Raw genomic sequence first — 25,119 nt, forward strand, 5'->3', positions numbered from 1 at the left:
GACACCGGTCGAGCCTGGTGCTCGCCCGCCGTCCGGCGTTTACTGTGCTGAGGGTCCGCCGACGCCCGATCGACGTCGATCGCACTCACGCTGCATAGCATGTCGCAAGCACAATGTTCTTAATATGTTCTGTCCTACATCGCCGCTCCGCGTTATGGCTGAGCGCGTGGAAGGAGGTGCCCGATGATCCTGCTCGACGCCCCGCTGATCACTGCGCTGGCCGCGGTGATCGGCAGCTTGGCCGCGTTGGTCTGGTCCTGCCGCCGGCGGCCGTGACGACGACGATCAGCTGAGCCGCGCTCCTGCGCCGCCAGGGACCGCGGTGCTCAGCGTCCTGATCGTACGAGACCGAGCTCCTGCGCCCGCGGGAGCGCCTTTTCACCCACTCCTCCCGCCTCAGCGGTCGTAGGCGCCGCGGATATGGCCCAGCCAGCCGGCCTTGCCGAGCGGTTCGTCGCGCTGGCGGGTCGGCGCGCTCGGCTTGGCGACGAAGGTCTTGGACCGCGCATCGTCGGGGTCGATTGGCTGGGCGAAGCGGAGTCCGGCGGCGCCCTGTTCGACCCAGATCACCGTCGCGCCCACCGCGGCGAGCGAGCCCACGGTCACCAGCACGGTCGCGCCGCGCTGCAGCCGCTCGGCCTGGTCGACCCGCACGCCGGTGGTCGACAGGTCACGCACGCGATGGCGAGTCGCGCCGCCGTGGCCGAAACGCTCGATCAGCGCGCCCAGCATCACGCGATGGCGCTCGGCGCGCGGCTGAAGCTCGTGCTTGGTCGAGTCGCTGCTGACCGGGCCGCTCACCTCAGATATCCTCGTAGCCGTCGTCGTCGCGCGCGCCGCCCGACAGCAGCATGATCACCGCACGCGGCAGGCGCTGCTCGAAGCGGATGCCCGCCTCGCCGTCGTCGCACCAGGCCACCGTGCCGACCAGCGTCTCAAGGCCGCCGATGCGCAGCCACACGCGCTGCGCCGCCTTGAGCGTGACGCCGCGCAGCCGGCAACCGCGGTTGGAGACATCGACCACCTGGACCGACTCGCTCTCGCCCAGGAACAGGCGCAGACTGCCCTCTAGCGCGGTCGGCACGCGCAGCTCGCGGCGGTTGTCGCTCCACGACGCCGCCTCCAGCCACACGTCATCGCCGCCTGCGCTCACCTGCTCCACGTTACCTCCACCTGCCTCGCACGATGATCCGCTTATCGCTCAATAGGCTTAACAGGCCGTAACATGCTGACGGCGCGGCGCTGGCCTTTTCGGCCCGGTGCAGTAGGAGCGGGGCATGTCCGACACGCGCACTTCCGCCGCCGGCCAGCGGCGCTGGACCGCGCGGCGCTATCTCGCGCTGCTCCGCGCGCAGGGACCGCGCTCGGTACGCTTCCGCACGCGGCTGGCGATCCTCACCGGCGCGGTCGCGATCGGCGTCGCCGCTACCCTGTTCGCGCTCGCTGCCGACGCGGCGGGCGGGCTGTTCGCGCAATATGCGCATCGCTACCGCTACGCGCCGCTGCTCACCACGCCACTGCTGTTCGCGGCGCTGGTGTGGGTGACGCGGCGTTGGGTGCCGCTCGCGCGCGGCTCGGGTATTCCCCAGGTGATCGTCGCGCAGCAGGATCCGGAGCGTGCCACCGGCTCGCTCGTCTCGCTGCGCACCGTCACGGCCAAGGCGGCGCTGACGCTCGCGGCGGTGCTCGGCGGTGCCTCGGTGGGCCGGGAGGGGCCGACGGTGCAGATCGCCGCGGCGGTGATGGGGCTGAGCCACCGGCTGCTGCGCGTGCCGCTGCGCGGTGCGGTGCTGATCGCGGGCGGCGCGGCGGGCGTGGCGGCGGCCTTCAACACGCCGCTCGCCGGACTGCTGTTCGCGATCGAGGAGCTCGCCTCGGCCTATGAGCAGCGCGTGACGCTGCTGGTGATCGCGGCGATCGTGATTGCGGGCATGGTCGCCCAGTCGGTGCAGGGCGACTACGTCTATTTCGGCGTGATCGGGGCGCATCTCACGCTCGGCCCGGCGCTGCTGGCGGTGCCGGTCGCGGGGATCGCAGGCGGGCTGAGCGGCGGGCTGTTCGCGCGGCTGATGCTCGCGCTCGCCACCGGCCGCGGCCGCCTGACGATCTGGTCGAAGCAGCGCCCGGTCGCCTTCGCGGCGCTCTGCGGCGTGGTGGTCGGCGGCCTTGGTGTGGCCACCGGGCTGACCTGGGGCACCGGCTATGACGCGGCGCGCGCGATGATCGTCGGGGTCGACGCGCCTTTGTGGTTCGGCCCCGCCAAGTTCCTGGCGACGCTGGCGACCGCGGTGGCGGGGCTGCCCGGCGGCATCTTCGCGCCGTCGCTGGCGGTGGGGGCCGGGCTGGGCAACCTGCTGCGCCCGCTCTTCCCGGACGAGCCCGCCTCGGCGATCGTGATCCTCGGTATGGTCGGCTATTTCGCCGGTGTGGTGCGCGCGCCGCTGACCGCGGTGATCATCCTCTCCGAGACGACCGCGAGCCGCGGGCTGATGCTGCCGATGTTCGCCGCCGCCTTCCTCGCCGACGGCGCGAGCAGCCTGGTGTGTCGCGAGAAGCTATACCACGGGCTGGCGCGCACCTTCGCACGGCCCTGAAGCTCACCTGGCTTCTGCTCAGCCACCGACAGCGCCGCGCCCGCGCTCGGACAGGCTGCGCAGCGTGATCGACCAGCGCGTCGCCGCCATTGCGGCGATGCTGTGCTCCCATTCGTACCGCGCCGCGCCAGCGAGATGGTAGAGCCCGCGTGGCGGCAGCGGCGCGTTGCGGCGCTCGAACCGCTCGCCGACGCGGCGACGGAAGCGCATCGCCGCGGGAGCGCCGAGCGAGACGCCGACGACGTGGTCGAAATGTGGGCGATCGCGATGCCAGCCGATGCTCGCGCCGGGATCGTAGCGGATCAGCAGCGCCTGCTCGAGCGTGCCCGGCGCGAGGCCGATCGCCACCTCGGCACGGTCGCGCACCGCCGCGAGCCACGGCGGCAGCGGGTCGGTGCGCGCCAATGCGGCGCGATCGAAATCATAGTGAATGCCGAAGCTGTGCGTCAGTCGCTTGCCGAGCCAGCCCTGGAAGCGGAACGGCGCGAGCGCGAGCGAGTCGATCCGCTCGACCAGGGCGCGCTCCTCGTCCGCGCCGATGAAGGCGGCGACGCTGCGCAGGCCGGGGAGCAGCGGCAGGTCGAAGAGATCGTCCATCGGGCTCTCACATAAGCGAGAGGCCGCCCCTTACGGGACGGCCTCTCCATTGTCGGCCGGGGCCGGCAGTGTGTCAGGCGGCGGCATGCCCCGCAGAAGCGATCATGCCCGCGCCCTGTGCCGTAACCGGCTTGTGACAATGAGACATTCGATCACCTCCTTCCCGTTGTTGACGATGACGCGAAGATGGTTGTTTTCCTTAGGCTTTCAAGTGGCGATCGATCACCACTCAATCCCGATCTTGCCGAAATGCCCGGCCGACTGCTGGAAGCGGAAGGCGTCGGGCAGCCGTTCGAGCGGGAAGCGGCGGTCGATCACCGGGCGGATGCCCGTGGCCTCGATCGCGCGGACGAACTCCTGCTGCTGGCGGCGCGAGCCGACGATCAGCCCTTGCAGCCGCGCCTGCTTGCCCATCAGCGCCGCGGTCGGCACGTCGCCGGTCACCCCCGCAACCGTGCCGATCAGCGCGATCTGCCCGCCAACGCGCACCGCCTCGATCGACTGGGTCAGCGTGCCCGCGCCGCCGAGCTCGAGCACATGGTCGACCCCGCCGCCGCTCCAGTCGCGCACCGCGCGGCCCCAGTCCTGCACCTCGCGATAGTTGACGACATGGTCGGCGCCGAGGTCACGTGCGCGCTCCAGCTTCTCGCCCGAGGAGGACGTGACGATCGCAGTCGCGCCCATCGCCTTGGCGATCTGAAGCCCCCAGATCGCGACGCCGCCGGTGCCGAGCAGCAGCACGGTGTCGCCGGCCTTGAGCGCGCCCTCGCCGACCAACGCGCGCCAGGCGGTGAGCCCCGCGGTGGTGATCGTGGCCGCCTCGACCGCGTCATAGCCCTTGGGTGCGCGCGTGAAGGCGGTGGCAGGGCGGACGACGGCTTCGATGGCGTGACCGTCGATGCCGTCACCGGGGGTGCGACGGAAGTCGCCGATGGTGGGCGCGCCGTCTTGCCAATCGGGGAAGAAGCAGGAGACGACCGCGTCGCCAGCCTGGAATTCGGTTACGCCGTCGCCGACCGCCTCCACCGTGCCCCCGCCATCGGCGAGCGCGATGACGCGGTCGCCCGCGGGCATGCCGCCAGTGACGACGCCGAGGTCGTGATAGTTGAGCGAGCTGCCGTGCAGCGCGACGCGGATCTCGCCGCGGCCGGGCGCGCCGGGGTCGGCGCGTTCGGTGAAGCCCAGCGAGTCGAGGGTGGGCGGGGCGCCGATCGTCATGGCCTTCATGTCGGGTCCTTCATGCTTCGCTTCTCGGGTAAGCAGCCGGCGATGTCGTGTCGCCGCCCACGGGTTCAAGCGCGATGGCGCTCAGGCGGGTAAACCCTGCGCCGCCGGAAGGTCGACGATGTCGGACGATTCCGCCCACAGGTTGAGGCCGCCGTCGCGCGCGAGCGAGTCGATCCGCGCCAGTTCGTCGTCGGCGAAGTCGAGCCGCTTCACCGCGTCGAGCGAGTCGTCGAGCTGCTCGACCGTGCGCGCGCCGATCAGTGCCGAGCTGACGCGCGGGTCGCGCAGCACCCAGGCGATCGCCATCTGCGCCAGCGTCTGGCCGCGCGCCGCGGCGATCGCGTTGAGGTCGCGTATCGCGGCGAGGTTCTGCTCGCTCAGCAACGACCGGCCGAGCGAGCCGCCGCGCGCGGCGCGCGCGCCCTCCGGCACGCCGTGGAGGTATTTGTCGGTGAGCATGCCCTGCGCCAGCGGCGAGAAAGCGATGCAGCCGGTACCCAGCGACTCCAGCGTGTCGAGCAGGCCGCGCTCGATCCAGCGGTTGAGGATCGAGTAGCTCGGCTGGTGGATGAACAGCGGCACCTTCTCCTCGGCCAGGATCGCCGCGGCGCGCGCGGTGAGGCCGGGCTCGTAGGAGGAGATGCCGACATATAGCGCCTTGCCCTGGCGATGCAGCTGCACCAGCGCGCCCATCGTCTCTTCCAGCGGGGTGTTGGGGTCGACGCGGTGCGAGTAGAAGATGTCGACATAGTCGAGCCCCATGCGGCGCAGGCTCTGGTCGCAGCTGGCGATGAGATATTTGCGCGACGAGCCGACGTCGCCGTACGGCCCGGGCCACATGTCCCAGCCCGCCTTGGTGGAGACGATCAGTTCGTCGCGGTGCGCGGCGAAGTCGGTCGCGAGCACGCGGCCGAACGCCTCCTCCGCCGAGCCGTAGGGCGGGCCGTAATTGTTGGCGAGGTCGAAATGGGTGACGCCGCGGTCGAAGGCGCGGCGCAGGATCGCGCGGCCGGTCTCGAACACGTCGCTGCCGCCGAAATTCTGCCACAGGCCGAGGCTGACGGCGGGCAGGCGAAGCCCGCTGCGGCCGACGCGTCGGTACGGCATGCGGCCGTCATAGCGAGCGGGATCAGCGGTATAGGGTGCGGGGAAGGGCATGCGGCGGCTCCGTGTCGATCGCGTATTGGCGCCCCTAACGTCCGTCGCCGCGGCACGGTCCCGCCGAAGGCGACGACACGCGATCACCGCTCGCCAAACCGCCGCGAGCCTTTATGATCCGGCGGCAGAGGGGAGAGGCGAGGATGGAGCAGGGCGAAGCCGCGCTCGAGCGGTTGGCGGAGGACCCGCGCTACCGGCGGCTGGTGCGGCGGCGCGGGCGGCTCGGGGTGGCGCTGACGGCGGTGATGCTCGTCGCCTATCTCGCCTTCGTGCTGCTGGTCGCCTTCGACAAGCCGCTGCTGGCGCGGTCGCTGGCGGGCGGGGCGACCTCGCTGGGTATCCCGATCGGGCTGGGGGTGATCCTGCTCGCGATCGCGCTGACCGGGATCTACGTGTACCGCGCCAACAGCGAGTTCGACGCCGAGGTCGCCGCGATCGTCGCCGAGGCGCGGCGATGACCGGCTCGAGCGGCAGTATCGGGTGGCCCGCGCTGGCGATGTTCGGCTGCTTCGTGCTGCTGACGCTGGCGATCACGCGCTGGGCGGCGCGACGGACGCGCACCGCGGCCGATTTCTACGCCGCCGGCGGCGGCATCACCGGCTTCCAGAACGGCCTGGCGATCGCGGGCGACTTCATGTCGGCGGCGTCGTTCCTCGGCATCTCGGCGCAGATCTTCGCGGACGGCTATGACGGGCTGATCTACTCCATCGGTTTCCTCGTCGGCTGGCCGATCGTGCTGTTCCTGATGGCCGAGCGGCTGCGCAATCTGGGCCGGTTCACCTTCGCGGACGTCGCCTCGTTCCGCTTTGCGCAGACACCGGTGCGCACGCTGGCGGCACTGTCGACGCTGCTGGTCGTGCTGTTCTACCTGATCGCGCAGATGGTCGGGGCGGGACAGTTGATCCGGCTGCTGTTCGGGCTGCCTTACCCCTATGCGGTGGCGATCGTCGGCGTGATGATGACGCTGTACGTGCTTTTCGGCGGCATGCTCGCGACCACCTGGGTGCAGATCGTCAAGGCGGTGCTGTTGCTCGGCGCGGCGAGCTTCATGGCGGCGGCGGTGCTGTGGCAGTTCGGCTCGCCCGAGGCGCTGTTCGCGCGCGCGGTGCAGGCCAAGACCGCCGCCGCCGCGGCCAAGGGCGCGACGCCGGCCGCGGCGCTCGCCGCCGGGCGCGCGATCATGGGGCCGGGCGGCTTTATCAAGGACCCGGTCTCGGCGCTCTCGCTCGGTCTCGCGCTGATGTTCGGCACCGCCGGTCTGCCGCACATCCTGATGCGCTTCTTCACCGTGCCCGACGCGCGCGCGGCGCGTACGTCGGTGCTGTGGGCGACGGGATGGATCGGCTATTTCTACCTGCTCACCTTCGTGATCGGCTTCGGCGCGATCGTGCTGGTCGGCACCGACCCGCGCTACCTCGACGCCGCGGGCGCGCTGCGCGGCGGCGGCAATATGGCGGCGGTCCACCTCGCGCATGCGATCGGGGGCGACCTGTTCCTCGGCTTCGTCTCGGCGGTGGCGTTCGCGACCATCCTCGCGGTGGTCGCTGGGCTGACGCTGTCGGGCGCCTCGGCAGTGAGCCACGACCTCTACGCCAGCGTGTTCCGTCGCGGCCGCGCCGACCAGACGGCGGAGCTGCGCGTCTCGCGCGTGACCGTGGTGGTACTCGCGCTCGTCGCGATCGCGCTCGGCATCCTGTTCGAGAAGCAGAACGTCGCCTTCATGGTCAGTCTCGCCTTCGCGATGGCGGCCTCGGCCAACTTCCCGGTCCTGCTGCTGTCGCTGCTGTGGCGCGGCTGCACCACCCGCGGCGTCGTCGCGGGCGGAGCCGTCGGGCTGGCGCTCGCGCTGGGACTGACGATCCTGTCGCCCGCGATCTGGGTGACGGTGCTGGGTCACGCTGCCGCGATCTTCCCCTATGGCTCGCCCGCGCTCTTCTCGATGCCCGCGGCGTTCGCGACGATCTGGCTGGTCTCGCTCGCCGATCGCAGCGGACGCGCGGCGCTGGACCGCGCCGGCTATCTCGCACAGCGGGTCCGATCCGAGACCGGGATCGGCGCCGCTGGCGCGAGCGGCCACTGATCCGACCGCGCCGGCGGCAAAGAATCTTTACGCAGCGTTAACCACCCCTAGTCAGATCATCGTTTCTGCGGCACGGTCTGTCGTGTGGTGCGCCATCTCGGCGACACGGGAGACCGAAGATGAAGAGGGAATGGACCTTGGCGGTGGGCGCGCTGGGGCTGATCGCGGCGCAACCGGCGAGCGCCGACCGAAGCACTGCTCAGTTCACCTCAGTGACGGTGTTCGGTGACAGTCTAGTCGACGCCGGCAACCTCTATATCGCCAACGGCGGTACCCGCCCCGACCCAAGCCAGGGCTATTTCCAGAACCGCTTCACCAACGGCTTCGACTATCCCGATCTGATTTCGCTCAAGCTCTTCGGCACGCCGACCACGCCCTCGCTCGCCGGCGGCAGCAACTATGCCTTTGGCGGCGCGCGCGTGGTCGACACCGGCGACGCCATCCCCGACCTTGGCGCGCAACTCAGCACTTTTGCCGCCTCGGGCAAGGCGGTCGATCCCAACGGGCTGTATATCCTCAACTTCGGCGGCAATGACGTGTTTGGCGCCGAGGGCGTGTTCGGCCCGGTCGGGGCGATCGGCGACTACCCCGACGTGAGCAGCTACCTACAGGCGGCGGCCAACCAATATGTCGCCGGGATCAAGGCGCTCAACGATCGCGGCGCGCGCAACATCCTGTTCACCGACTTCCCCAACGCCGTCGACCCGTTGACGATCCAGGCCAACGGCTATCTGCGCACTGCGTTGAGCGGCTTGAGCGTCAGCGCCGGAACCGACCTGTACTTCTACAGCCTCAGCGACTTCAACGTGCGCGTGCTGCAGCACCCCGACCAGTTCGACCTGCCGCCGTTGCGCGCCGACACCAGCTGCGTCGCGGCGGGGGCGCAGGCGAGCGGCTGCAAGGGCTTCTTCTCCTTCGATGGCGTCCACGTGACCGGCGCGGTGCAGGCCGCCGGCTTCCGCGACATGGACCAGCGCTTCGGCCTGACCAGCGCGGTGCCCGAACCGTCGGTGTGGTCGATGCTGATCCTCGGCTTCGGCCTGGTCGGCGCGGCGTTGCGGTTCGGCCGCCGGCGCCGTGGCGCCGCGGCACACGCGGCCTGACCGAACGACCTGCTGCGCAGTCAGTCGCGCGGACGATGGTGCGCGAAGAGGCTCACGGCGATCGTCCCGGCGGCGCCGGGACGACGTTGGCGTGACGCGCGAGCCAATACCAGCGGCCGTGGTGGCGCTGGTAGATGTTGGTGTAGCGCCGTCGCAGCGGGGCGGTGCCGTAGGTCCGCCCCAGCTCACTCGCGGCGGTGGGGGTGAACAGCTCGCTGCCCATCACCACGCCGGTATCGCCACTGACGCGGACGCGCTCGATCTTCCGCTCGAACTCCTCCGCGCCGATGCGTCCGTCCCGCATCATCGTGAGGAATTCCGCACGCGAGAGGACGCGCCCGGTCGGGGCGTTGATCGTGAGCTCGGGCGCGGACAGCGCCGCCAGCTTCGCGACGTCGGCATGCGCCACCATGTCTTTCTGCGCCATGTCGAGCCGCGCCAGCGCCTCCTCGACAGGGCGAGGGGCGGCGGGCGCGGTTGTGGCGACCGCGGAGAGGACGCCCGCGACGCCGGTCGCGACGATCGACAGCTGACGCACCGCTGATCTCCCCATTTGAGCCAGGCAGCATGGACCGGAGCGTGGCCCGACGCAATCGTCCTAACGGGGCGCGGCGGCGCATCGGGCTGGTGCTGGGACGCTGCCGCGCGATCCACGCCGGAGGGATGGTGCCGGTTGCAGGGATCGAACCCGCGACCTTCGGTTTACAAAACCGCTGCTCTACCAGCTGAGCTAAACCGGCGCGGCGGCCCTCATGCGTCAGCCGACGCCGAAGGTCCAGCCCTCGGTCCGCGCCACCGCGGCGGTGAGCCCCCGCGGCTGCCACAGGGCGGGCTCGTTCACGCGCGCGCGCAGCCACGCGGCGGCAAGGATCGCGTCGGTGGCATGGTCGTCGTAGCGCCTCAGCGGTGCGTGCGCGGCGCTGCCGAGCACCGCCAGCGCGGCGTCGAGCGCGGCAGCGTCGCGCAGTTTGCTGCGGCCCTTCCTCAGCCCCGCGGCGCGCGCCGCGATCGCGGTGTAGATCTCCACCACCAGCGTGCCGGCCGGCGGCACCGCGTCGAACGGCCATACCGCGACTCGGCCGTCGAGGTGGTGCAGCAGCCGCATGCCGGCGAAGCTCGCCTTGGCGACCTGGGCGGCGCCGATCGCGTCGTAGACGGTGGACGGCTTGGTGCTGCCGTCATGCGCCACCTCGCAGGCGCGCCAGTGGAGGAAGTCGCGCTTGGCGCCATCGGCCGCACCGAGGTAGAAATGGCGCCCGCGCCGCGCCTCGAGGAAGGAGGCGGCGCCAAGGTCCTCGTCCGCGCTCGCCGCGTCGACGTAGCGCCATAACGCGCGCGCGTCGCGCGTCGCGGTCTCGCCGGGCAGATGCGCACCGCGCGCGACGAACGGGGCGGAGAAGCTGAAGTCGAAGCCGACCAGCATGGCGCGCTCGCGGCGCGCGACGAGCCAGTCGAGCACCTCCTCGCGCGACCAGTCGCGGCCCGGCGGCGCGACCAGCATCGGGGCCGCATCGCCGAGGCCGCAGCGCGCCACCGCGATGCCTCGATGCCGGCGCCCGCGCGCGCCCGACCAGTCGATCGCGACGAACTCGGCGAAGCGGCCCGGCGGCGGCGCGGTCACCGCGCCGCGATCACGTCCGCGGTGAAGCGCGCGACGTCGAAGCGCGCGCCGGTCGGGTCCTCGCCGCGGCGCACCACCACCAGCCGCTCGGACGGCACCACCATGACATATTGCCCGCGATTGCCCTGCGCCGAGTAACTGCCCGCGGGCAGCCCCTGACGGGGGCCGAACAGCCAGATCGAGGCGCCATAGCCCTCGTCACGCTCGGGCTGGGGCAGGCGCGGTGTCGTCATGTAGCGCATCCAGCCGGCGGGCAGCAGGCGCCGCCCCTGCCACACGCCGTCCTGCAGCCAGAACTGGCCGAGCCGGGCGAGGTCGCGCGCGGTGGTCCACACCGCACTGGAGAGCAGGTAATTGCCCTGCCAGTCGCTCTCGACCACCGTGTGTTGCATGCCGAGCGGCCGGAGCAGCCGCCCCGGCAGCGCGCGGTAGCGTGCCTCGCCGAGCGACGCGCGCAGCGCCCGCACCGCGAGCAGGATATCGTTGTTGGCGTAGCGGAAATGCGTGCCCGGACGCGAGGACAGCGGCCAGCCGGTGGCCTGCTCGGTCACCGCGGTGCCGCCGAAATAGAGCGCGTCGGTGCGGTTGCCGGCGGTGTCGCTGTGCAGCCCCGAGCTCATCCGCAGCAGCTGGTCGAGCGTGATCCGCGCGCGCGGGTCGCCGGCGCGGCGCCACTCCGGCACGGTCGCGGGGCGCCGCGGGTCGATGCCGCTCATCCCGACCAACGTACCCGTGATGCTCTTCGCCACCGACCAGGTACGATTGGGGACATAGGGGCCGAAGCCGTCGCGGTAGCGCTCGGCGATGACCTGGCCGTCGCGCAGCACGACGACGCCCAGCGTCTCGGTGCCGCGCCCGTAGGCGCCGTCGAACGCGCGCGCCACCGCGCCGGCCAGCGCGGGGGCGGGGCGGGGGGCGATGCCGGCGTCGCCGAGCGGCCAGCGCCGTGGGTCGGGACCGGGCGCAGGCGACCGGCCGGCGGCGGGTGCGCGCGCGATCGCCTCGGCACCGATCGGCGCGAGCGTGCAGCCAGCGCCCGCCGCCCAGCTGGCGTGGCGCGGCGGCTGGGCGGGATCGAAGGCGACGCTCACCGTCCGCCCGGGTCGGTCGACCCGCGCCGCCAGCGTTGGCACGATCGCATCATATTCCGGATAGATGCCGCGCAGCTCCAGCGCCTCGACCTGGCGCTCGCTGCGTCCCGCGGTGAACAGCCCGTCGCACAGGTTATAGGCCTTGTACCCAGCCGCGATCGCGCGCGCGTAGCGCTGATGGTCGTCGTAGCGCACCGACTGCGGCGACTGCGCCGTGGCAGGGAGGGCGAGCAGGGCGAAGGGGAGGAGCTTAGTCGCGGTGCGCATGCCGCCGCTCATCCCACCAGGCGAGCCGCTCGGCAACGCGCTTCTCATAGCCGCGGTCGGTCGGCGCGTAGAAGCGCTGCGGCGGCAGCTCGTCGGGCCAGTAGTTCGCGCCCGAGAACCCGCCCTCGCTGTCGTGGTCATATTCGTAGTTCGCGCCATAGCCGATCTGCTTCATCAGCTTGGTCGGCGCGTTGAGGATGTTGGCGGGGGGCATCAGCGAGCCGGTCTCGCGCGCCGTCTTCCACGCCGCCTTCTGCGCGGCATAGACCGCGTTCGATTTCGGCGCGGTGGCGAGATAGACGCAGGCCTGCGCGATCGCCAGTTCGCCCTCGGGTGACCCGAGAAAGTCATAGGCCTCCTTGGCGGCGAGGCATTGCGCCAGCGCCTGCGGGTCGGCCAGCCCGATATCCTCGACAGCAGCGCGGGTCAGCCGGCGCAGCAGGTAGAGCGGCTCCTCGCCCGCGGTGAGCATCCGCGCGAGGTAGTAGAGCGCGGCCTGCGGGTCCGAGCCGCGAATCGCTTTATGCAGCGCGCTGATGAGGTTGTAATGCCCCTCCCGGTCCTTGTCGTAGACCGCCACGCGGCGCTGGAGGAAGCTCGACAGGCCGGCCGGGTCGAGCGGGGTGGGCAGGGCGACCGAGAAGAGCGTCTCCACCTGGTTGAGCAGGAAGCGCCCGTCGCCGTCCGCGCTCGCCACCAGCGCGTCGCGCGCGGCGGCATCGAGCGGGAGGGCGCGGCCGATCTCGGCCTCGGCGCGCGCGATCAGCTGCTCGAGCGCGGCGCGGTCGAGCCGATGGAGGATCAGCACCTGCGCGCGGCTGAGCAGCGCGGCGTTGAGTTCGAACGACGGGTTCTCGGTGGTGGCGCCGACCAGCGTCACGGTGCCGTCCTCGACATAGGGCAGGAAGCCGTCCTGCTGCGCGCGATTGAAGCGGTGGATCTCGTCGACGAACAGCAGGGTGCGCTTGCCCAGCCGGGCGTGGTCGCGCGCCTCCGCGAAGGCCTTCTTGAGGTCGGCGACGCCGGAGAAGACTGCCGAGATGGCGACGAAGCGCAGCCCCACTGCCTGCGCGAGCAGCCGCGCGATCGTGGTCTTGCCGGTGCCGGGCGGTCCCCACAGGATCATCGACGAGAGCCGTCCCGCCGCGACCATCCGCCCGATCGCGCCCTCGGCGCCGGTGAGATGGTCCTGCCCGACGACCTCGTCCAGCGCGCGCGGGCGCAGCCGGTCGGCGAGCGGCGCATCGGCCGCGGCGGGCGGATCGGGGGGAGCGGCCGGGTCGAGCCCGGCGAACAGGTCGGCCATCGCGCCGATGTAGGCGCGCGCGGCCAGCGCGTCATCTCGCGATCTCGCGATATATCGCAAGGCATCTTGACGACACACTTTGACGATATATCTTGAGTGCATCGAAGAATGGAGTCGATGATGTTTGGACGTATGGATGGGCATGGCCGCCACGGCGGCATGGGACGCGGCTGCGGGCCGCGCGGCGGTCGCGGCGGCGGCTGGGAGCGGGTCGCGGCGGAGTTCGCGACGCGCTGGGACGAGGCGGCGCGCGGCGGCGGCGGACGGCGGCGGATGTTCGACGGCGCCGAGCTGCGGCTGGTGCTGCTCAAGCTGATCGCGGACGCGCCGCGCCACGGTTACGAGCTGATCAAGGCGATCGAGGACCTCACCGGCGGCGCTTATGCGCCCAGCCCGGGCGTGGTCTATCCCGCGCTGGCGATGCTGGCCGAGATGGAGCAGATCGAGGAGCAGGCGAGCGAGGGTGCGCGCAAGCGCTTCGCTGCCACCGCGACGGGGCGCGCGCACCTCGTCGAGAATGAGGCGCAGGTGGCGATGCTGCTCGAGCGGCTCGCGGGCCTGGGTGCCGAGCGCTCGCGCGGCGACCATGCCCCCGTGCGGCGAGCGCTGCACAATCTGCGCCACGCGGTGCAGAACCGGCTGCACGGCGCGACCGACGAAGAGGAGATGTTCCAGGTCGCCGCGCTGATCGATGAGCTGGCGCAGACGATCGAGCGGCGGAAATGAGCGTCTCGGTCGCGCGCGTGCCGACGCACTCGGCCAGCCGCTATCTCCAGCAGCTCGCCAAGCACTGGAGCCACAAGATGACGGTGCGCTACTCGGCGGAAGAGGGCGAGATCGACTTTCCCAACGGCGCGCGCCTGGCGATGCGCGCCGACAGCGCGACGCTCGACGTGGCGCTCACTTCGCCCGAGGGCGAGGACGTGGCGCGGATGCGCGAGGTGGTGTCGAGCCATCTCGACCGCTTCGCCTTCCGCGAGGCGCCGCTGACCTTCGACTGGCACGAGGGATGAGGAGGGACGACAGCAAGCTCAGCCACGAAAGGCTGGCGGTTCTCACCATCATTCCTGCCTTGTGCCCCGGCGAAGGCCGGGGCCCAGTTGGGTGATGCCGGCGGCTCTCACTTCGACCTTCCCAGCTGGGCTCCGGCGTGTGCCAGCGCACGGTTAGGTAGGAGGGCGTCGCGCACGAAAGTCGTCGCCCGCGCCGACAGCGTCACCGCCGAGCGAGCAACTCGCGGTAGACGTCGAGCACCGCTTCGTTGGCGGTGTCCCAGCGGAAGCTCTTGGCGTGCTCGTGCGCGGCCGCGCCCATCGCGCGGCGACGCGCCGAGTCGCACGCCAGCGTCGCGATCGCGGCGGCATAGCCCTCCACGTCCTGCGGCGTCACCAGCAGCCCGGTGACGCCGTCGTCGAGCAGGTCGACCGCGCCCGTTGCGCGCGCCGCCACCACCGGCACGCCCGCGGCCATCGCCTCCGAGGTCACCTGCCCCCAGGTTTCGGTGACGCTGGGGTTGAACAGCAGGTCCATCGACGCCACCGCGCGGCCGAGGTCGTCGCCGCTCTGGAAGCCGGCGAAGGCGGCCTGCGGCACGCGCTCGGCGAACCAGTCGCGCGCGGGGCCCTTGCCGACGATCAGGACGCGGTGCCGAATCCCCATGGCGTCGAGCCGCGCCAGCACGTCCGCGAAGACACCGAGCCCCTTCTCCAGCACCAGTCGTCCGAGGAAGCCGATCGCCAGCTCGTCGTCGGCGATCCCCAGCGCGCGCCGCCACGCCAGGTCGCGCGCGGACGGGTGGAAGCGGCGGTGGTTGACGCCGCGGCCCCAGAGCGACACCGGCGTGGTCACGCCCAGCCCACGGATCACCTCCGCCATCGACGGGGTCGGCACCAGCACGCGGTCGGCGCGGTCGTAGAAGCGGCGCAGGATCCACTTGATCGCCGGCTGCACGACGGCGAGGCCGTAATATTCGAAATAGGTCTCGAAGCGCGTGTGCACCGCCGACACCACGGGTATGCCGCGCCGCCGCGCCCAGGTCACCGCGGCATGGCCGAGGAACTCGGGCGACGAGACATGGACGATATTGGGTGCGAACGCCTCCAGGTCGCGGCGCGGGCGCGCGGGCAGGCCGCGCCCGAGCTTATACTCGCCGCGCCCGCCCGGCATCGGGATGGCGGGCACGTCGACCACGGTGCCGCGCGCCTCGAACGCCGGGGTCGGCGTCGTCGGCGAGTAGACCCGAACCGCCACGCCGCGGTCGAGCAGGTGGCCGACCAACAGGTTCTGCGCCTGGTTGGCGCCGTCGCGGACGTAATTATAATTGCCGCTGAAGAAGGCGACGCGCGGCAACCGGGCGCTGCCGTCGATGGCGGGGGAGGCGGGAGGCGAACTCATCGCGCGCCCGCTAGCCCGTTTCTGCGGCAAAATCGCGGCTGATCGGCATCGCGGGTCAGACCGGCTCGATCTCGTCGCTACGGCGCAGCCGACGGATGCGCGGCTCGCGATCGAGCATCGCGACGCGCCGGATCGTCTGGCGGAGCTCGTCGCGCTTGTCGTGGATCGAGGCGATCACCGGCCCCATCGCCACGCCGAGATCGACCAGCACCGCCTCGGAGAGCTGCAGCGAGCTCTCCAGCGTCTCGGGCACCGCATCGGTGACGCCGGCCTTGTAGAGTTCGGCGGCATGGACCGTGTCGCGCGCGCGCGCGATGATCGGCAGTTCGGGGAAGGACTCGCGCAGCCGCCGCGCCAGCCGCACCGTCAGCACGGGATCGTCCATCGTCAGGATCAGCGCGCGCGCGCTGGCGAGGTCGAGCCGATCGATCAGCTCGGCGCGCGAGACGTCGCCAAAGACGACCGGATAGCCGGCGGCGCGCGCTTCCGCGACCGCGTCGATGTCGGCCTCCACGGCGACGAAGGGCTGCTGGTGGCGCGCCAGCATGTCGGCGACGAGCTGACCGACGCGACCGAAGCCGAACACCACCGCGCGCGTTCCCTGTTCGACCGAGACCGCGTCCGGCAGCGGGTCGCGTCCCTCGATCCGCCGCGACACGACGCGACCCAGCTTGGCGAGCAGCGGCGTGATCGTCAGCCCGATCGCGGTGACCGTCTGCCAGAAGGCAGCGGTGGAGCCGAGGATCAGCTGCGCCTGCGCCGCGGTGGCGAGCACGATCAGCGTCGTCTCGGACGGGCTGCCCATCAGCAGCCCCGTCTCCGCCGCGATACCGCGGCGCGCGTTGGCGACGCGCAGCAGCAGATAGGTCACCACCGCCTTGGCGCTCACCACCCCGATCACCGCGGCGAGCAGCGACCCCCAGTTGGCGAGGATCAGCTTGAGGTCGAGGCTCATTCCCACGGTGATCAGGAACACGCCGAGCGCGAGACCTTTGAACGGCGCGGTCATCACCTCGACCTCGCTGTGATATTCGGTCTCGGCGATCAGCAGCCCGGCGAGCAGCGCGCCGACGATCGGCGACAGCCCCGCCGCGGTGGTGGCCACGCTGGCGACGATCACCACCAGCAGCGAGGCGGCGAGGAACAGCTCGGGGCTCTTGGTCCGCGCCGCCTGCGCGAACAGCCGCGGCAGCACCAGACGGCCGCCGACATACATCACCACCACGGTGAGCGCGCCGCGCAGCGCGACCCCCGCGATGCCGACCCAGCCGGCCGCCGCGGTCGGTGCCATCGCGCCGAGCGCGAAGATGATCGGCACCAGCGCGAGGTCCTGGAACAGCAGGATCGCGAAGGCGCCGCGCCCGACCGGGCTCGACGTGCCGACCAGCGGCAGTACCAGCGCGGTGCTCGACAGCGCCAGCGCGAGCCCGAGCCCGGCCGAGCCGCTCCAGTCTTGGCCGAGATAGTGGAGCGTCACGCCGATCAGCAGCGACGAGCCGAGCAGCTGCATCGACCCCGTGCCGAAGACTAGCTGTCGCATCGCCCAGAGGCGCCGGAAGGAGAGCTCGAGCCCGATCGAGAAGAGCAGCAGCACGATGCCGAACTCGGCGAAGGGCTCGATCGCCCCGGGGTCGGAGATGGTGAGATAATAAAGCCATGGCGCGCGCGGCACGAGTGCGCCGAGCCCGGCGGGACCGACGAGCACGCCGACGAGGATGAACCCGATCACCGGGCTGATGCGGAAGCGAGCGAACGCCGGAATGACCAGCCCCGCCGCGCCGAGGATCACGAGCGCGTCGCTGAAGCCCTCATTCTGAAGTCCGATTGCCATGATGGGGTTGTAAGCGGGATCGGTCGCGCTTGTCGCGCCGCGCGGCGAGAAAAAGTACCGGCGCTGGGCGGAAGGGCAGGTCGGACTCGTCGCCTGTCGAGCACGTCATTTCCGCGCAGGCGGGGCTCCAGGCGCGTGGACCAGCGATCGAGCCGCAACGTCAGCGGCTATGGATCCTCGCCTTCGCGGGAATGACGGCGGGGCGTGAGGAGAGGAGCGGGACGTGCCCCCGTCGCTCGCTCCGCAGGCCAGGGTTGGCGCGAGCGCGGGAGTCAGGGCATTCGCGACCTTGGCCGCGCGCCATGCGCGAGCGATGAAGGCGGCGCGCCGGGACGCGCCGCCCTCCCTCGGCTCAGGCCCAGCTGGCCATCTTTTCCTCGAGGTTGACGCGCACCGCCTCGAAGAACTGCTCGGTGGTCATCCACTTCTGGTCCGGCCCGATCAGGATCGCGAGATCCTTGGTCATGTCGCCGCTCTCCACCGTCTCGACGCAGACCTGCTCCAGCGTCTCGGCGAAGCGCGTCACGTCGGGCGTGCCGTCGAACTTGCCGCGATACTTGAGCCCGCCGGTCCAGGCGAAGATCGAGGCGATCGGGTTGGTCGAGGTCGCCTTGCCCTGCTGGTGCTGGCGATAGTGGCGGGTGACGGTGCCGTGCGCCGCCTCGGCCTCGATCGTCTTGCCGTCGGGCGTCATCAGCACCGAGGTCATCAGCCCGAGCGAGCCGAAGCCCTGCGCGACCTGGTCCGACTGGACGTCGCCGTCGTAATTCTTGCAGGCCCAGACGAACTCGCCGTTCCACTTGAGCGCCGATGCGACCATATCGTCGATCAGGCGATGCTCGTAGACGATGCCGGCCGCCTTGAACTGGTCGACGAACTCGCTCTCGAACACCTCCGCGAAGATGTCCTTGAAGCGGCCGTCATAGGCCTTGAGGATGGTGTTCTTGGTCGAGAGATACACCGGCCAGTTGCGGCCGAGGCCGTAGTTGAGCGAGGCACGCGCGAAGTCGCGGATCGACTCGTCGAGGTTGTACATGCCCATCGCGACACCGGCCGAGGGGAAGTCGAACACCTCGTGCTCGATCGTCTCGCCGCTCTCGCCTTCCCACTTCATCGTCAGCTTGCCCTTGCCGGGCACCTTGAAGTCGGTCGCCTTATACTGGTCGCCGAAGGCGTGGCGGCCGACGACGATCGGGTGCGTCCAGCCCGGGATCAGGCGGGGCACGTTCTTCATCACGATCGGCTCGCGGAAGACCACGCCGCCGAGAATGTTGCGGATCGTGCCGTTGGGCGAGCGCCACATCTTCTTGAGGCCGAACTCCTCGACGCGCTGCTCGTCGGGGGTGATTGTGGCGCACTTCACGCCGACGCCGTACTTCTGGATCGCCTTGGCGCTCTCCACCGTGACGGCGTCGTCGGTGGCGTCGCGATGCTCGATGCCGAGATCGTAATAATCGAGATCGATGTCGAGATACGGCTTGACCAGGCGCTCGCGGATCCACTCCCAGATGATCCGCGTCATCTCGTCGCCGTCGATCTCCACGACGGGCGTTTTCACCTTGATCTTGGCCATGCCGGTGTCCTTGCTGAGAAGCGTTGCCGCGGTCGATAGGGGCAAGGGCGCGGGGGATCAACCGGGGGGCGCAGCTCCCTTCTCCTGTCGTCATCCTGAGCTCGTCTCAGGATCCGCCGTGCCGCACCTTCAGTGGCGGCAATGCCTGCGGGACCGTGGATCCTGAAACGAGTTCAGGACGACGCTGGGAGTGAAGGTCAGCCTATAGAAGATAGGCATGCTTCTGTAGCGCCGACCTCCCGCGCCGTTATGGCGCGACGGCAACGTCCCTCATGTCGCGGGAGCCTTTCGTCCGTATCGCCGTTCGTGTCGCGATGCGAACGATCCGCTACCCCGCCGTTCTCGCGCTGCTGCTACCGGTGCCTGCGCTCGCCGACACGCTGCCGCTCACTCGCGGCTATTATGTCGAGACCGGGACGCCGTGCCGCGGGGCCCCCAACGTGGCGCTGCGCGACTATCGGGGCGACGGGATCGGCTCGAGCAAGGCCGGCCAGTGCCACGCGCGCATCCTCGCCCGCATCGGCCAGCGCTACACGCTGCGGCAGAGCTGCGTCCAATATGGCGGTCCACGCCAGTATCGCGCCGCCGAGCGGCTCAAGATCCGCGTCGACAGCCGCGCCAGCTACACCGACCTGCGCGCCGGCGCGCAGTATCGCTGGTGCCGGACGACTAACCTGTGACGGTGAGGCCGGCCAGCAAGCGCGTTGTCACCGCGCGCGCCGGTCGATAGGACGAAGCGATGACTTCGCTCGACAAGCCGCCGGTCGTCACCACGACCGTGAAGTGGCGCTTTCCCGCCATCCATCCCGAGGGGCAGAGATTCACCGCGATCGCGTTCGGCATCACGTTGCTGATGACGATCGTGTCCAAGGTGTTCTTCTGGCCGTTTCTTGGCGTGACGCTCTGGGTCGCCACCTTCTTCCGCGATCCCGTACGCACCACCCCGATCGGCGACGATCTGATCGTCTCGCCCGCGGACGGGCTGATCACGATGATCGAGCGCGTTCCGGTGCCGCGCGAGCTGATCGGCGATCTCGGCGAGATGCCGATGGTGCGCGTGTCGGTGTTCATGTCGGTGTTTGACGTCCACATCAACCGCTCGCCGATGGCGGGGACGATCCGTCAGGTCGTGTATATCTCGGGCAAGTTCCTCAACGCCGACCTCGACAAGGCATCCGAGGAGAATGAGCGCCAGCATTTCGTCGTCGAGGGCTTCGACGGACGTCGCGTCGGCTTCACCCAGATCGCGGGCCTCGTGGCTCGCCGCATCGTCGGCTTCGCCAAGATCGGTGACATCGTCGCCGCGGGCCAGCGCGTCGGGCTGATCCGCTTCGGCAGCCGCGTCGACGTCTATTTGCCCGAAGGCTACGCCCCGCAGGTGGCGCTCGGCCAACGCGCCATCGCGGGCGAGACGGTGCTGGCACGGTTCGGCGCCGAACGCGTCAGCGGCGTCGCGCAATAATCATGCGCCGTCCCGTACGTCGCCCGCTGCGTCGCCCGCCCGGTGGACTTCCGTTGCGCGCGGTCGCGCCCAATGCGGTCACCGCGCTGGCGCTCTGCTCCGGCCTGTCAGGAATCCGCTTCGCGATCTCGGGCCATTGGGAGCTGGCGGTGACGATGGTGCTGCTCGCGGGCGTGCTCGACGGACTTGACGGGCGCGTCGCGCGCATGCTCCACGGCGAAAGCCGCTTCGGTGCCGAGCTCGACTCGCTCTCCGACGCGATCTCGTTCGGCGTGTCGCCCGCGCTCATCCTGTATCTCTGGTCGCTCCATGCGCTGCCACGCTTCGGCTGGATGGCGGCGCTGGTGCTCGCGGTATTCTGCGCCCTGCGGCTCGCCCGCTTCAACGCCAACATCGACGCCGATGACCAGCCGCACAAATCCGCCGGCTTCCTCACCGGCGTGCCGGCGCCGGCGGGCGCGGGACTGGCGATGCTGCCGCTGTTCCTGTGGTTCGTCACGGACGAGCCGCTGCTGCGAGACCCGCGGCTGGTCGCGCCCTGGACAGTGGCGATCGCCTTGCTGATGGTGTCGAGCCTAGCGACCTTTTCCTGGTCGTCGCTGCGGCTCCGTCCCAATATCCGCTTCGAGGCCATTGCGGTCGTAGTGGCGGTGGGCGCGGCGGCGGTGAGCGCGCCGTGGCAGACCGCCGCCGCCGCGGGCATCGCCTATCTGCTGGCGATGCCGTTCAGCGTCGCGAGCTACGCGCGGGTCAGGCGGCTCCGCGCTGGCGGAGCGGCGCCACTGCCGGAATCGCCGAACCGGCCCAGCGTCTGACCGCGATCCGCCGCTCGGCACGTACCAGCGTCGCGAGCGGGGCAGGGCGCGCTGCTGCCATCTCGCCGCGCAGCGCGCCGACGATCTTGTCGAGATTGGGCGCCAGCGTCGCGTGGAGCGCATAGCCCGCAGTCGAGAGCGCGCCACTGAAGATCGCGAGGGTCACCACCATCATCATTGTTCGACTCCCGTTCCGCGACTTGGCAGTAGAACCTCTGCATCCCCAGAGGGTTCCGAGATCAATCCCAAATCGGTACTGGTCCGATCCGGCTTCGAAACGATCTGCCGTACTATCGCCGTTCACCCTGTGTTCCTCCGCCTTGTTCCAATTATGTTCACGCCTGTCAAGCGTTTGTTCTGGTGCTTGCGATCATTCGGGTGATCCGCTATGGCGCCCCCCTCAACCCCGCATGGGAAGCATCATCGACCGGTGCGCGGGCCTTCCAGGCCGCGTCACTCGCTTCCCAGAGGCTTAACCGGAAGGAACACGATTATGGCGGCACCTGTCGTCACGATGCAGCAGCTCATTGAGACCGGCGCTCACTTCGGCCACCAGACGCACCGCTGGAACCCGAAGATGAAGCCCTACATCTTCGGCGAGCGCAATGGCGTCCACATCATCGACCTGTCGCAGACCGTGCCGCTGTTCGCGCGCGCGCTCGATTTCGTCAGCTCGTCGGTCTCCTCGGGCGGCAAGGTGCTGTTCGTCGGAACCAAGCGCCAGGCGCAGGAGCCCGTCGCCGACGCGGCGCGGCGCGCCGGCCAGCATTTCGTCAATCACCGCTGGCTCGGCGGCATGCTGACCAACTGGAAGACGATCAGCAACTCGATCAAGCGGCTCAAGGCGCTCGAGGAGCAGCTGTCGGGCAACACCGCCGGCCTTACCAAGAAGGAAGTGCTGCAGCTCACCCGCGAGAAGGACAAGCTGGAGCTTTCGCTCGGCGGCATCCGCGACATGGGCGGCATCCCGGACGTGATGTTCGTAATCGACGCGAACAAGGAAGAGCTCGCGATCAAGGAAGCCAACACGCTCGGCATCCCGGTCGTTGCGATCCTCGACTCGAACGTGTCGCCCGACGGCATCGCCTTCCCGGTGCCTGCCAATGACGACGCGGCGCGTGCGATCCGGCTGTATTGCGAGGCGATCGCGATCGCCGCGACGCGTGGCAGCCAGCAGCAGCAGGCCGGCCGTGGCGTCGACCTGGGCGCGATGAGCGAGCCGCCCGTCGAGGAGGCACTCACGGTCGAGACCCCGGCCGCCGAGCCTGCCGCGGCCGAGCCCGCCGCCGCCTGACCCGCGCGTCCGCGCGGGCCGGCCCTGCGCGGACGCACGATTGTCACGGAGGCTGCCTAAGCGGCGACCTCCCTCATTTCCTTCGGCGCGCGGCGATTCACCGATCGTCGCGCGTCGACGCAAAAACCAGCTGAGGACAAGACGATGGCCGATATCACGGCAGCAATGGTCAAGGACCTGCGCGAGAAGAGCGGCGCGGGCATGATGGACTGCAAGAAGGCGCTCAGCGAGACGTCGGGCGATATGGATGCCGCGCTGGACTGGCTGCGCACCAAGGGCCTTGCGGCCGCGCAGAAGAAGTCGAGCCGCACCGCGGCCGAGGGCCTCGTCGGCGTTGCGGTGAGCGGCACCAAGGGCGCGGCGGTCGAGGTCAATTCGGAGACCGACTTCGTCGCCAAGAACGAGCAGTTCCAGAACTTCGTCCGCGAGGTCACCCAGATCGCGCTGGCCACCGGCGGCGACGTCGAGGCGATCAAGTCGGCGCAGATGCCGTCCGGCACCACCGTCGCCGAGGCGCTGACCAACAACATCGCGACCATCGGCGAGAACCAGTCGATCCGCCGCGCGCGCTCGCTGTCGGTGGGCCAGGGTGCGGTCGTGGCCTATGTCCACAACCAGCAGTCGCCGGGCCTCGGCAAGATCGGCGTGCTCGTCGCGCTCGAGAGCGCGGCCTCGGACGAGGTGCTGCAGGGTCTCGGCAAGCAGCTGGCGATGCACATCGCCGCGGCCTTCCCGAAGGCGCTCAACGAGGAGGACTTGGACGAGGCCGAGATCGAGCGCGAGCGCGCGATCGCGACCGAGAAGGCGGGCGAGTCGGGCAAGCCGGCCGACATCATCGCCAAGATGGTCGAGGGCTCGATCGCCAAGTACCGCAAGGAGCATGCGTTGGTCAGCCAGCTGTTCGTGATGGACGGCAAGACCAAGATCAGCGACGTCGTCGCCAAGGCGGGCAAGGACGCCGGCGCCGAAATCAAGCTGGTGGACTATGTCCGCTTCCAGCTCGGCGAGGGCATCGAGAAGGAAGTCTCCGACTTCGCCGCCGAAGTCGCCGCCGCCTCGGGCGTGCCGCAGCCGGTCTGACGCCGGACGGTCCGTTTAGGACGATGCGCCGCCGCCCTGGCCGATGTGCCGGGGCGGCGGTTCGCGTTTGAAGAGGTCTAAAAGCCTTCCCGGCGCGGGGAGGGGGACCGCCGGCCGCAGGCCGGTGGTGGAGGAGGCGCTCGACGCAGCGCAGCGCCTGCGGAAGCCCCCCTCCACCATGCTGCGCATGGTCCCGCTCCCCGCATGGCGGGGACAATCTGGGAGCTCACCTCCCGTCTCCCCGACGGTGTCAACCCATTGCCAGCCGCGGACCCGCCGCCTAGGGTCCGCGCCGCTCCGCCCCCTGTACAACGAGACCCGATGACCCAGCCCCGCTACAAACGCATCCTGCTGAAACTCTCCGGCGAAGTGCTGATGGGCGAGGGCGGTCTCGCGATCGATCCCGCCGTCACCGCGCGCGTGGCGGAGGAGATCGCGGATGTGAAGGCACAGGGCTATGAGCTGTGCATCGTCGTCGGCGGGGGCAATATTTTTCGTGGGCTTGCCGCCGCGGCGAAGGGCTTCGAGCGCGGCACCGCCGACTACATGGGCATGCTGGCGACGGTGATGAACGCGCTGGCGGTGCAGAACGCGCTGGAGCAAATCGGCGTCGACACGCGCGTCCAGTCGGCGATTCCGATGCAGTCGGTGTGCGAGCCCTTCATTCGTCGCCGCGCCGAGCGCCACCTCGAGAAGGGGCGTATCGTGATCTTTGCCGCCGGGGTGGGCTCGCCCTTCTTCACCACCGATTCGGGTGCAGCGCTGCGCGCCGCCGAGCTCAATTGCGACGCGCTGTTCAAGGGCACTTCGGTCGATGGTGTATATAACGCCGATCCGAAGCAGGACCCGCAGGCGACCCGCTACGAGACGGTCAGCTACGACATGGTACTGGCCAAGAACCTCAAGGTGATGGACGCCAGCGCGGTGGCGCTGTGCCGGGATTCGAACATTCCCATCGTCGTGTTCAACATCCGCGAGCACGGCAATTTCGCCGCCGTGCTGCGCGGCGAGGGCGTCTCGACGGTGGTGCAGAAGCAGATGGAGACGACCGATGCCCGCGTATGACAAGGCCGACCTCGAGCGCCGGATGCACGGCGCGGTGGAGTCGCTGAAGGGTGATCTCGGCGGACTGCGGACCGGACGCGCCTCGAGCTCGCTGCTCGATCCGGTGACGGTCGAAGTGTACGGCGCGCACATGCCGCTCAACCAGGTGGCGACGGTGTCGGTGCCGGAATCGCGCATGCTGTCGGTGCAGGTGTGGGACAAGACCAACGTCGGCCCGGTCGAGAAGGCGATCCGCTCCGCCGGGCTCGGCCTCAACCCGATCAACGACGGCCAGACGCTGCGCCTGCCGATCCCCGACCTCACCGAGGAGCGCCGCAAGGAGCTCGCCAAGCTCGCCGGCCAATATTCGGAGAAAGCCAAGATCGCGGTGCGCAACGTCCGCCGCGACGGCATGGACGCGCTCAAGACCGACGAGAAGAAGGGTGTGATCTCCGAGGACGAGCGCAAGCGGCTCGAGACCGAGGTGCAGAAGCTGACCGACGCGACGACCGCGGACATCGACTCGGTCACGGCCGCCAAGGAGAAGGAAATCCTCAACAAGTGACGTCGTGCGCGCCTGGG

Annotated in this window: 26 protein-coding genes and 1 tRNA gene; 13 read left to right on the forward strand and 14 right to left on the reverse strand. The window is 70.1% G+C overall.

The features are described 5' to 3' along the window. Nucleotides 1-396: 396 nt before the first annotated feature. Nucleotides 397-801: a PilZ domain-containing protein gene (locus QBJ89_RS01690; protein WP_277978797.1), complete on the reverse strand. Its 405-nt coding sequence runs from the start codon at nucleotides 799-801 to the stop codon at nucleotides 397-399. A 1-nt stretch (nucleotide 802) separates the two neighbouring features. After that, on the reverse strand, nucleotides 803-1,162 hold the full coding sequence (locus QBJ89_RS01695; RefSeq protein ID WP_277978798.1) for a PilZ domain-containing protein: 360 nt from the start codon (nucleotides 1,160-1,162) through the stop codon (nucleotides 803-805). Nucleotides 1,163-1,277: 115 nt separating this feature from the next. Between QBJ89_RS01695 and QBJ89_RS01700 the strand changes: the two genes are divergently transcribed. Next, nucleotides 1,278-2,594, forward strand: coding sequence for a chloride channel protein (locus QBJ89_RS01700; protein ID WP_277978799.1), 1,317 nt, complete (start codon nucleotides 1,278-1,280; stop codon nucleotides 2,592-2,594). Nucleotides 2,595-2,612: 18 nt separating this feature from the next. Here QBJ89_RS01700 and QBJ89_RS01705 read toward each other — a convergent pair whose 3' ends face one another. From QBJ89_RS01705 to mgrA, 3 genes are all read right to left on the reverse strand, one after another. Next, a complete protein-coding gene (locus QBJ89_RS01705) occupies nucleotides 2,613-3,191 on the reverse strand; it encodes an alpha-ketoglutarate-dependent dioxygenase AlkB (RefSeq protein ID WP_277978800.1) in 579 nt (192 codons plus the stop codon). A gap of 222 nt (nucleotides 3,192-3,413) precedes the next feature. After that, nucleotides 3,414-4,418, reverse strand: a complete 1,005-nt coding sequence (locus tag QBJ89_RS01710; protein ID WP_277978801.1) for a zinc-dependent alcohol dehydrogenase family protein — start codon at nucleotides 4,416-4,418, stop codon at nucleotides 3,414-3,416. 81 nt (nucleotides 4,419-4,499) lie between these two features. Continuing rightward, nucleotides 4,500-5,576: an L-glyceraldehyde 3-phosphate reductase gene (gene mgrA, locus QBJ89_RS01715; RefSeq protein WP_277978802.1), complete on the reverse strand. Its 1,077-nt coding sequence runs from the start codon at nucleotides 5,574-5,576 to the stop codon at nucleotides 4,500-4,502. A 143-nt stretch (nucleotides 5,577-5,719) separates the two neighbouring features. Between mgrA and QBJ89_RS01720 the strand changes: the two genes are divergently transcribed. From QBJ89_RS01720 to QBJ89_RS01730, 3 genes are all read left to right on the forward strand, one after another. Then, nucleotides 5,720-6,034 (forward strand): DUF485 domain-containing protein, encoded by a 315-nt coding sequence (locus QBJ89_RS01720; RefSeq protein ID WP_277978803.1) that lies wholly within the window; start codon nucleotides 5,720-5,722, stop codon nucleotides 6,032-6,034. Further along, on the forward strand, nucleotides 6,031-7,656 hold the full coding sequence (locus QBJ89_RS01725; RefSeq protein WP_277978804.1) for a cation acetate symporter: 1,626 nt from the start codon (nucleotides 6,031-6,033) through the stop codon (nucleotides 7,654-7,656). Before QBJ89_RS01720 ends, QBJ89_RS01725 begins: the two co-directional genes overlap by 4 nt. Nucleotides 7,657-7,775: 119 nt before the next feature. Beyond that, on the forward strand, nucleotides 7,776-8,759 hold the full coding sequence (locus QBJ89_RS01730; RefSeq protein WP_277978805.1) for an SGNH/GDSL hydrolase family protein: 984 nt from the start codon (nucleotides 7,776-7,778) through the stop codon (nucleotides 8,757-8,759). A gap of 52 nt (nucleotides 8,760-8,811) precedes the next feature. On the opposite strand, the gene QBJ89_RS01735 is transcribed toward QBJ89_RS01730, so the two are convergent. The 5 genes from QBJ89_RS01735 to QBJ89_RS01755 all read right to left on the reverse strand — a co-directional run bounded on the left by QBJ89_RS01735 (nucleotide 8,812) and on the right by QBJ89_RS01755 (nucleotide 13,044). Further along, nucleotides 8,812-9,297 (reverse strand): nuclear transport factor 2 family protein, encoded by a 486-nt coding sequence (locus QBJ89_RS01735; protein WP_277978806.1) that lies wholly within the window; start codon nucleotides 9,295-9,297, stop codon nucleotides 8,812-8,814. A 126-nt stretch (nucleotides 9,298-9,423) separates the two neighbouring features. Continuing rightward, nucleotides 9,424-9,499 (reverse strand) — tRNA-Thr (locus tag QBJ89_RS01740). Between the two features lie 17 nt (nucleotides 9,500-9,516). Then, nucleotides 9,517-10,380, reverse strand: coding sequence for a hypothetical protein (locus QBJ89_RS01745; protein WP_277978807.1), 864 nt, complete (start codon nucleotides 10,378-10,380; stop codon nucleotides 9,517-9,519). Next, nucleotides 10,377-11,738, reverse strand: coding sequence for a serine hydrolase domain-containing protein (locus tag QBJ89_RS01750; protein WP_277978808.1), 1,362 nt, complete (start codon nucleotides 11,736-11,738; stop codon nucleotides 10,377-10,379). Before QBJ89_RS01750 ends, QBJ89_RS01745 begins: the two co-directional genes overlap by 4 nt. Continuing rightward, the gene (locus tag QBJ89_RS01755; protein WP_277978809.1) at nucleotides 11,722-13,044 is read right to left on the reverse strand and encodes a replication-associated recombination protein A; all 1,323 of its coding nucleotides are present in this window, start codon (nucleotides 13,042-13,044) and stop codon (nucleotides 11,722-11,724) included. The genes QBJ89_RS01750 and QBJ89_RS01755 overlap by 17 nt, the downstream gene beginning before the upstream one ends. A 120-nt stretch (nucleotides 13,045-13,164) precedes the next feature. Between QBJ89_RS01755 and QBJ89_RS01760 the strand changes: the two genes are divergently transcribed. Both QBJ89_RS01760 and QBJ89_RS01765 read left to right on the forward strand, forming a co-directional pair. Next, on the forward strand, nucleotides 13,165-13,770 hold the full coding sequence (locus QBJ89_RS01760; protein ID WP_277978810.1) for a PadR family transcriptional regulator: 606 nt from the start codon (nucleotides 13,165-13,167) through the stop codon (nucleotides 13,768-13,770). Beyond that, the gene (locus QBJ89_RS01765) at nucleotides 13,767-14,057 is read left to right on the forward strand and encodes a DUF2218 domain-containing protein (protein WP_277978811.1); all 291 of its coding nucleotides are present in this window, start codon (nucleotides 13,767-13,769) and stop codon (nucleotides 14,055-14,057) included. Before QBJ89_RS01760 ends, QBJ89_RS01765 begins: the two co-directional genes overlap by 4 nt. A gap of 202 nt (nucleotides 14,058-14,259) precedes the next feature. Here QBJ89_RS01765 and QBJ89_RS01770 read toward each other — a convergent pair whose 3' ends face one another. The 3 genes from QBJ89_RS01770 to QBJ89_RS01780 form a co-directional block, all read right to left on the reverse strand. After that, a complete protein-coding gene (locus QBJ89_RS01770) occupies nucleotides 14,260-15,438 on the reverse strand; it encodes a glycosyltransferase family 4 protein (protein ID WP_277978812.1) in 1,179 nt (392 codons plus the stop codon). 55 nt (nucleotides 15,439-15,493) lie between these two features. Further along, nucleotides 15,494-17,269 carry a cation:proton antiporter gene (locus QBJ89_RS01775; protein ID WP_277978813.1) on the reverse strand — a complete coding sequence of 592 codons (1,776 nt, stop codon included), beginning with the start codon at nucleotides 17,267-17,269 and terminating at the stop codon, nucleotides 15,494-15,496. A gap of 352 nt (nucleotides 17,270-17,621) precedes the next feature. Further along, nucleotides 17,622-18,842 (reverse strand): NADP-dependent isocitrate dehydrogenase, encoded by a 1,221-nt coding sequence (locus tag QBJ89_RS01780; protein WP_277978814.1) that lies wholly within the window; start codon nucleotides 18,840-18,842, stop codon nucleotides 17,622-17,624. A 272-nt stretch (nucleotides 18,843-19,114) separates the two neighbouring features. On the opposite strand from QBJ89_RS01780, the gene QBJ89_RS01785 reads away from it, so the two are divergent. Genes QBJ89_RS01785 through QBJ89_RS01795 form a run of 3 tightly spaced genes read left to right on the forward strand, consistent with a single transcriptional unit; the run spans nucleotide 19,115 to nucleotide 21,119 of the window. After that, a complete protein-coding gene (locus tag QBJ89_RS01785; protein ID WP_277978815.1) occupies nucleotides 19,115-19,522 on the forward strand; it encodes a hypothetical protein in 408 nt (135 codons plus the stop codon). Nucleotides 19,523-19,581: 59 nt separating this feature from the next. Next, nucleotides 19,582-20,304 (forward strand): phosphatidylserine decarboxylase, encoded by a 723-nt coding sequence (locus tag QBJ89_RS01790; protein ID WP_277978816.1) that lies wholly within the window; start codon nucleotides 19,582-19,584, stop codon nucleotides 20,302-20,304. Nucleotides 20,305-20,306: 2 nt separating this feature from the next. After that, a complete protein-coding gene (locus tag QBJ89_RS01795) occupies nucleotides 20,307-21,119 on the forward strand; it encodes a CDP-alcohol phosphatidyltransferase family protein (protein WP_277978817.1) in 813 nt (270 codons plus the stop codon). Here QBJ89_RS01795 and QBJ89_RS01800 read toward each other — a convergent pair. After that, nucleotides 21,055-21,285: a hypothetical protein gene (locus QBJ89_RS01800; RefSeq protein WP_277978818.1), complete on the reverse strand. Its 231-nt coding sequence runs from the start codon at nucleotides 21,283-21,285 to the stop codon at nucleotides 21,055-21,057. The genes QBJ89_RS01795 and QBJ89_RS01800 overlap by 65 nt on opposite strands. A 327-nt stretch (nucleotides 21,286-21,612) precedes the next feature. Here QBJ89_RS01800 and rpsB point away from each other — a divergent pair, with 327 nt between their 5' ends. From rpsB to frr, 4 genes are all read left to right on the forward strand, one after another. Next, on the forward strand, nucleotides 21,613-22,413 hold the full coding sequence (gene rpsB, locus QBJ89_RS01805; RefSeq protein ID WP_277978819.1) for a 30S ribosomal protein S2: 801 nt from the start codon (nucleotides 21,613-21,615) through the stop codon (nucleotides 22,411-22,413). Nucleotides 22,414-22,557: 144 nt separating this feature from the next. Next, nucleotides 22,558-23,493 (forward strand): translation elongation factor Ts, encoded by a 936-nt coding sequence (gene tsf, locus QBJ89_RS01810; RefSeq protein ID WP_277978820.1) that lies wholly within the window; start codon nucleotides 22,558-22,560, stop codon nucleotides 23,491-23,493. A gap of 321 nt (nucleotides 23,494-23,814) precedes the next feature. Next, nucleotides 23,815-24,558, forward strand: coding sequence for a UMP kinase (pyrH, locus tag QBJ89_RS01815; protein ID WP_277978821.1), 744 nt, complete (start codon nucleotides 23,815-23,817; stop codon nucleotides 24,556-24,558). After that, complete coding sequence (gene frr / locus QBJ89_RS01820; protein ID WP_277978822.1) at nucleotides 24,545-25,102, forward strand: ribosome recycling factor; 558 nt, start codon at nucleotides 24,545-24,547, stop codon at nucleotides 25,100-25,102. Before pyrH ends, frr begins: the two co-directional genes overlap by 14 nt. Nucleotides 25,103-25,119 lie beyond the last annotated feature (17 nt).

It is taken from the genome of Sphingomonas phyllosphaerae (assembly GCF_029623345.1).
Lineage (GTDB): Bacteria > Pseudomonadota > Alphaproteobacteria > Sphingomonadales > Sphingomonadaceae > Sphingomonas > Sphingomonas phyllosphaerae_C.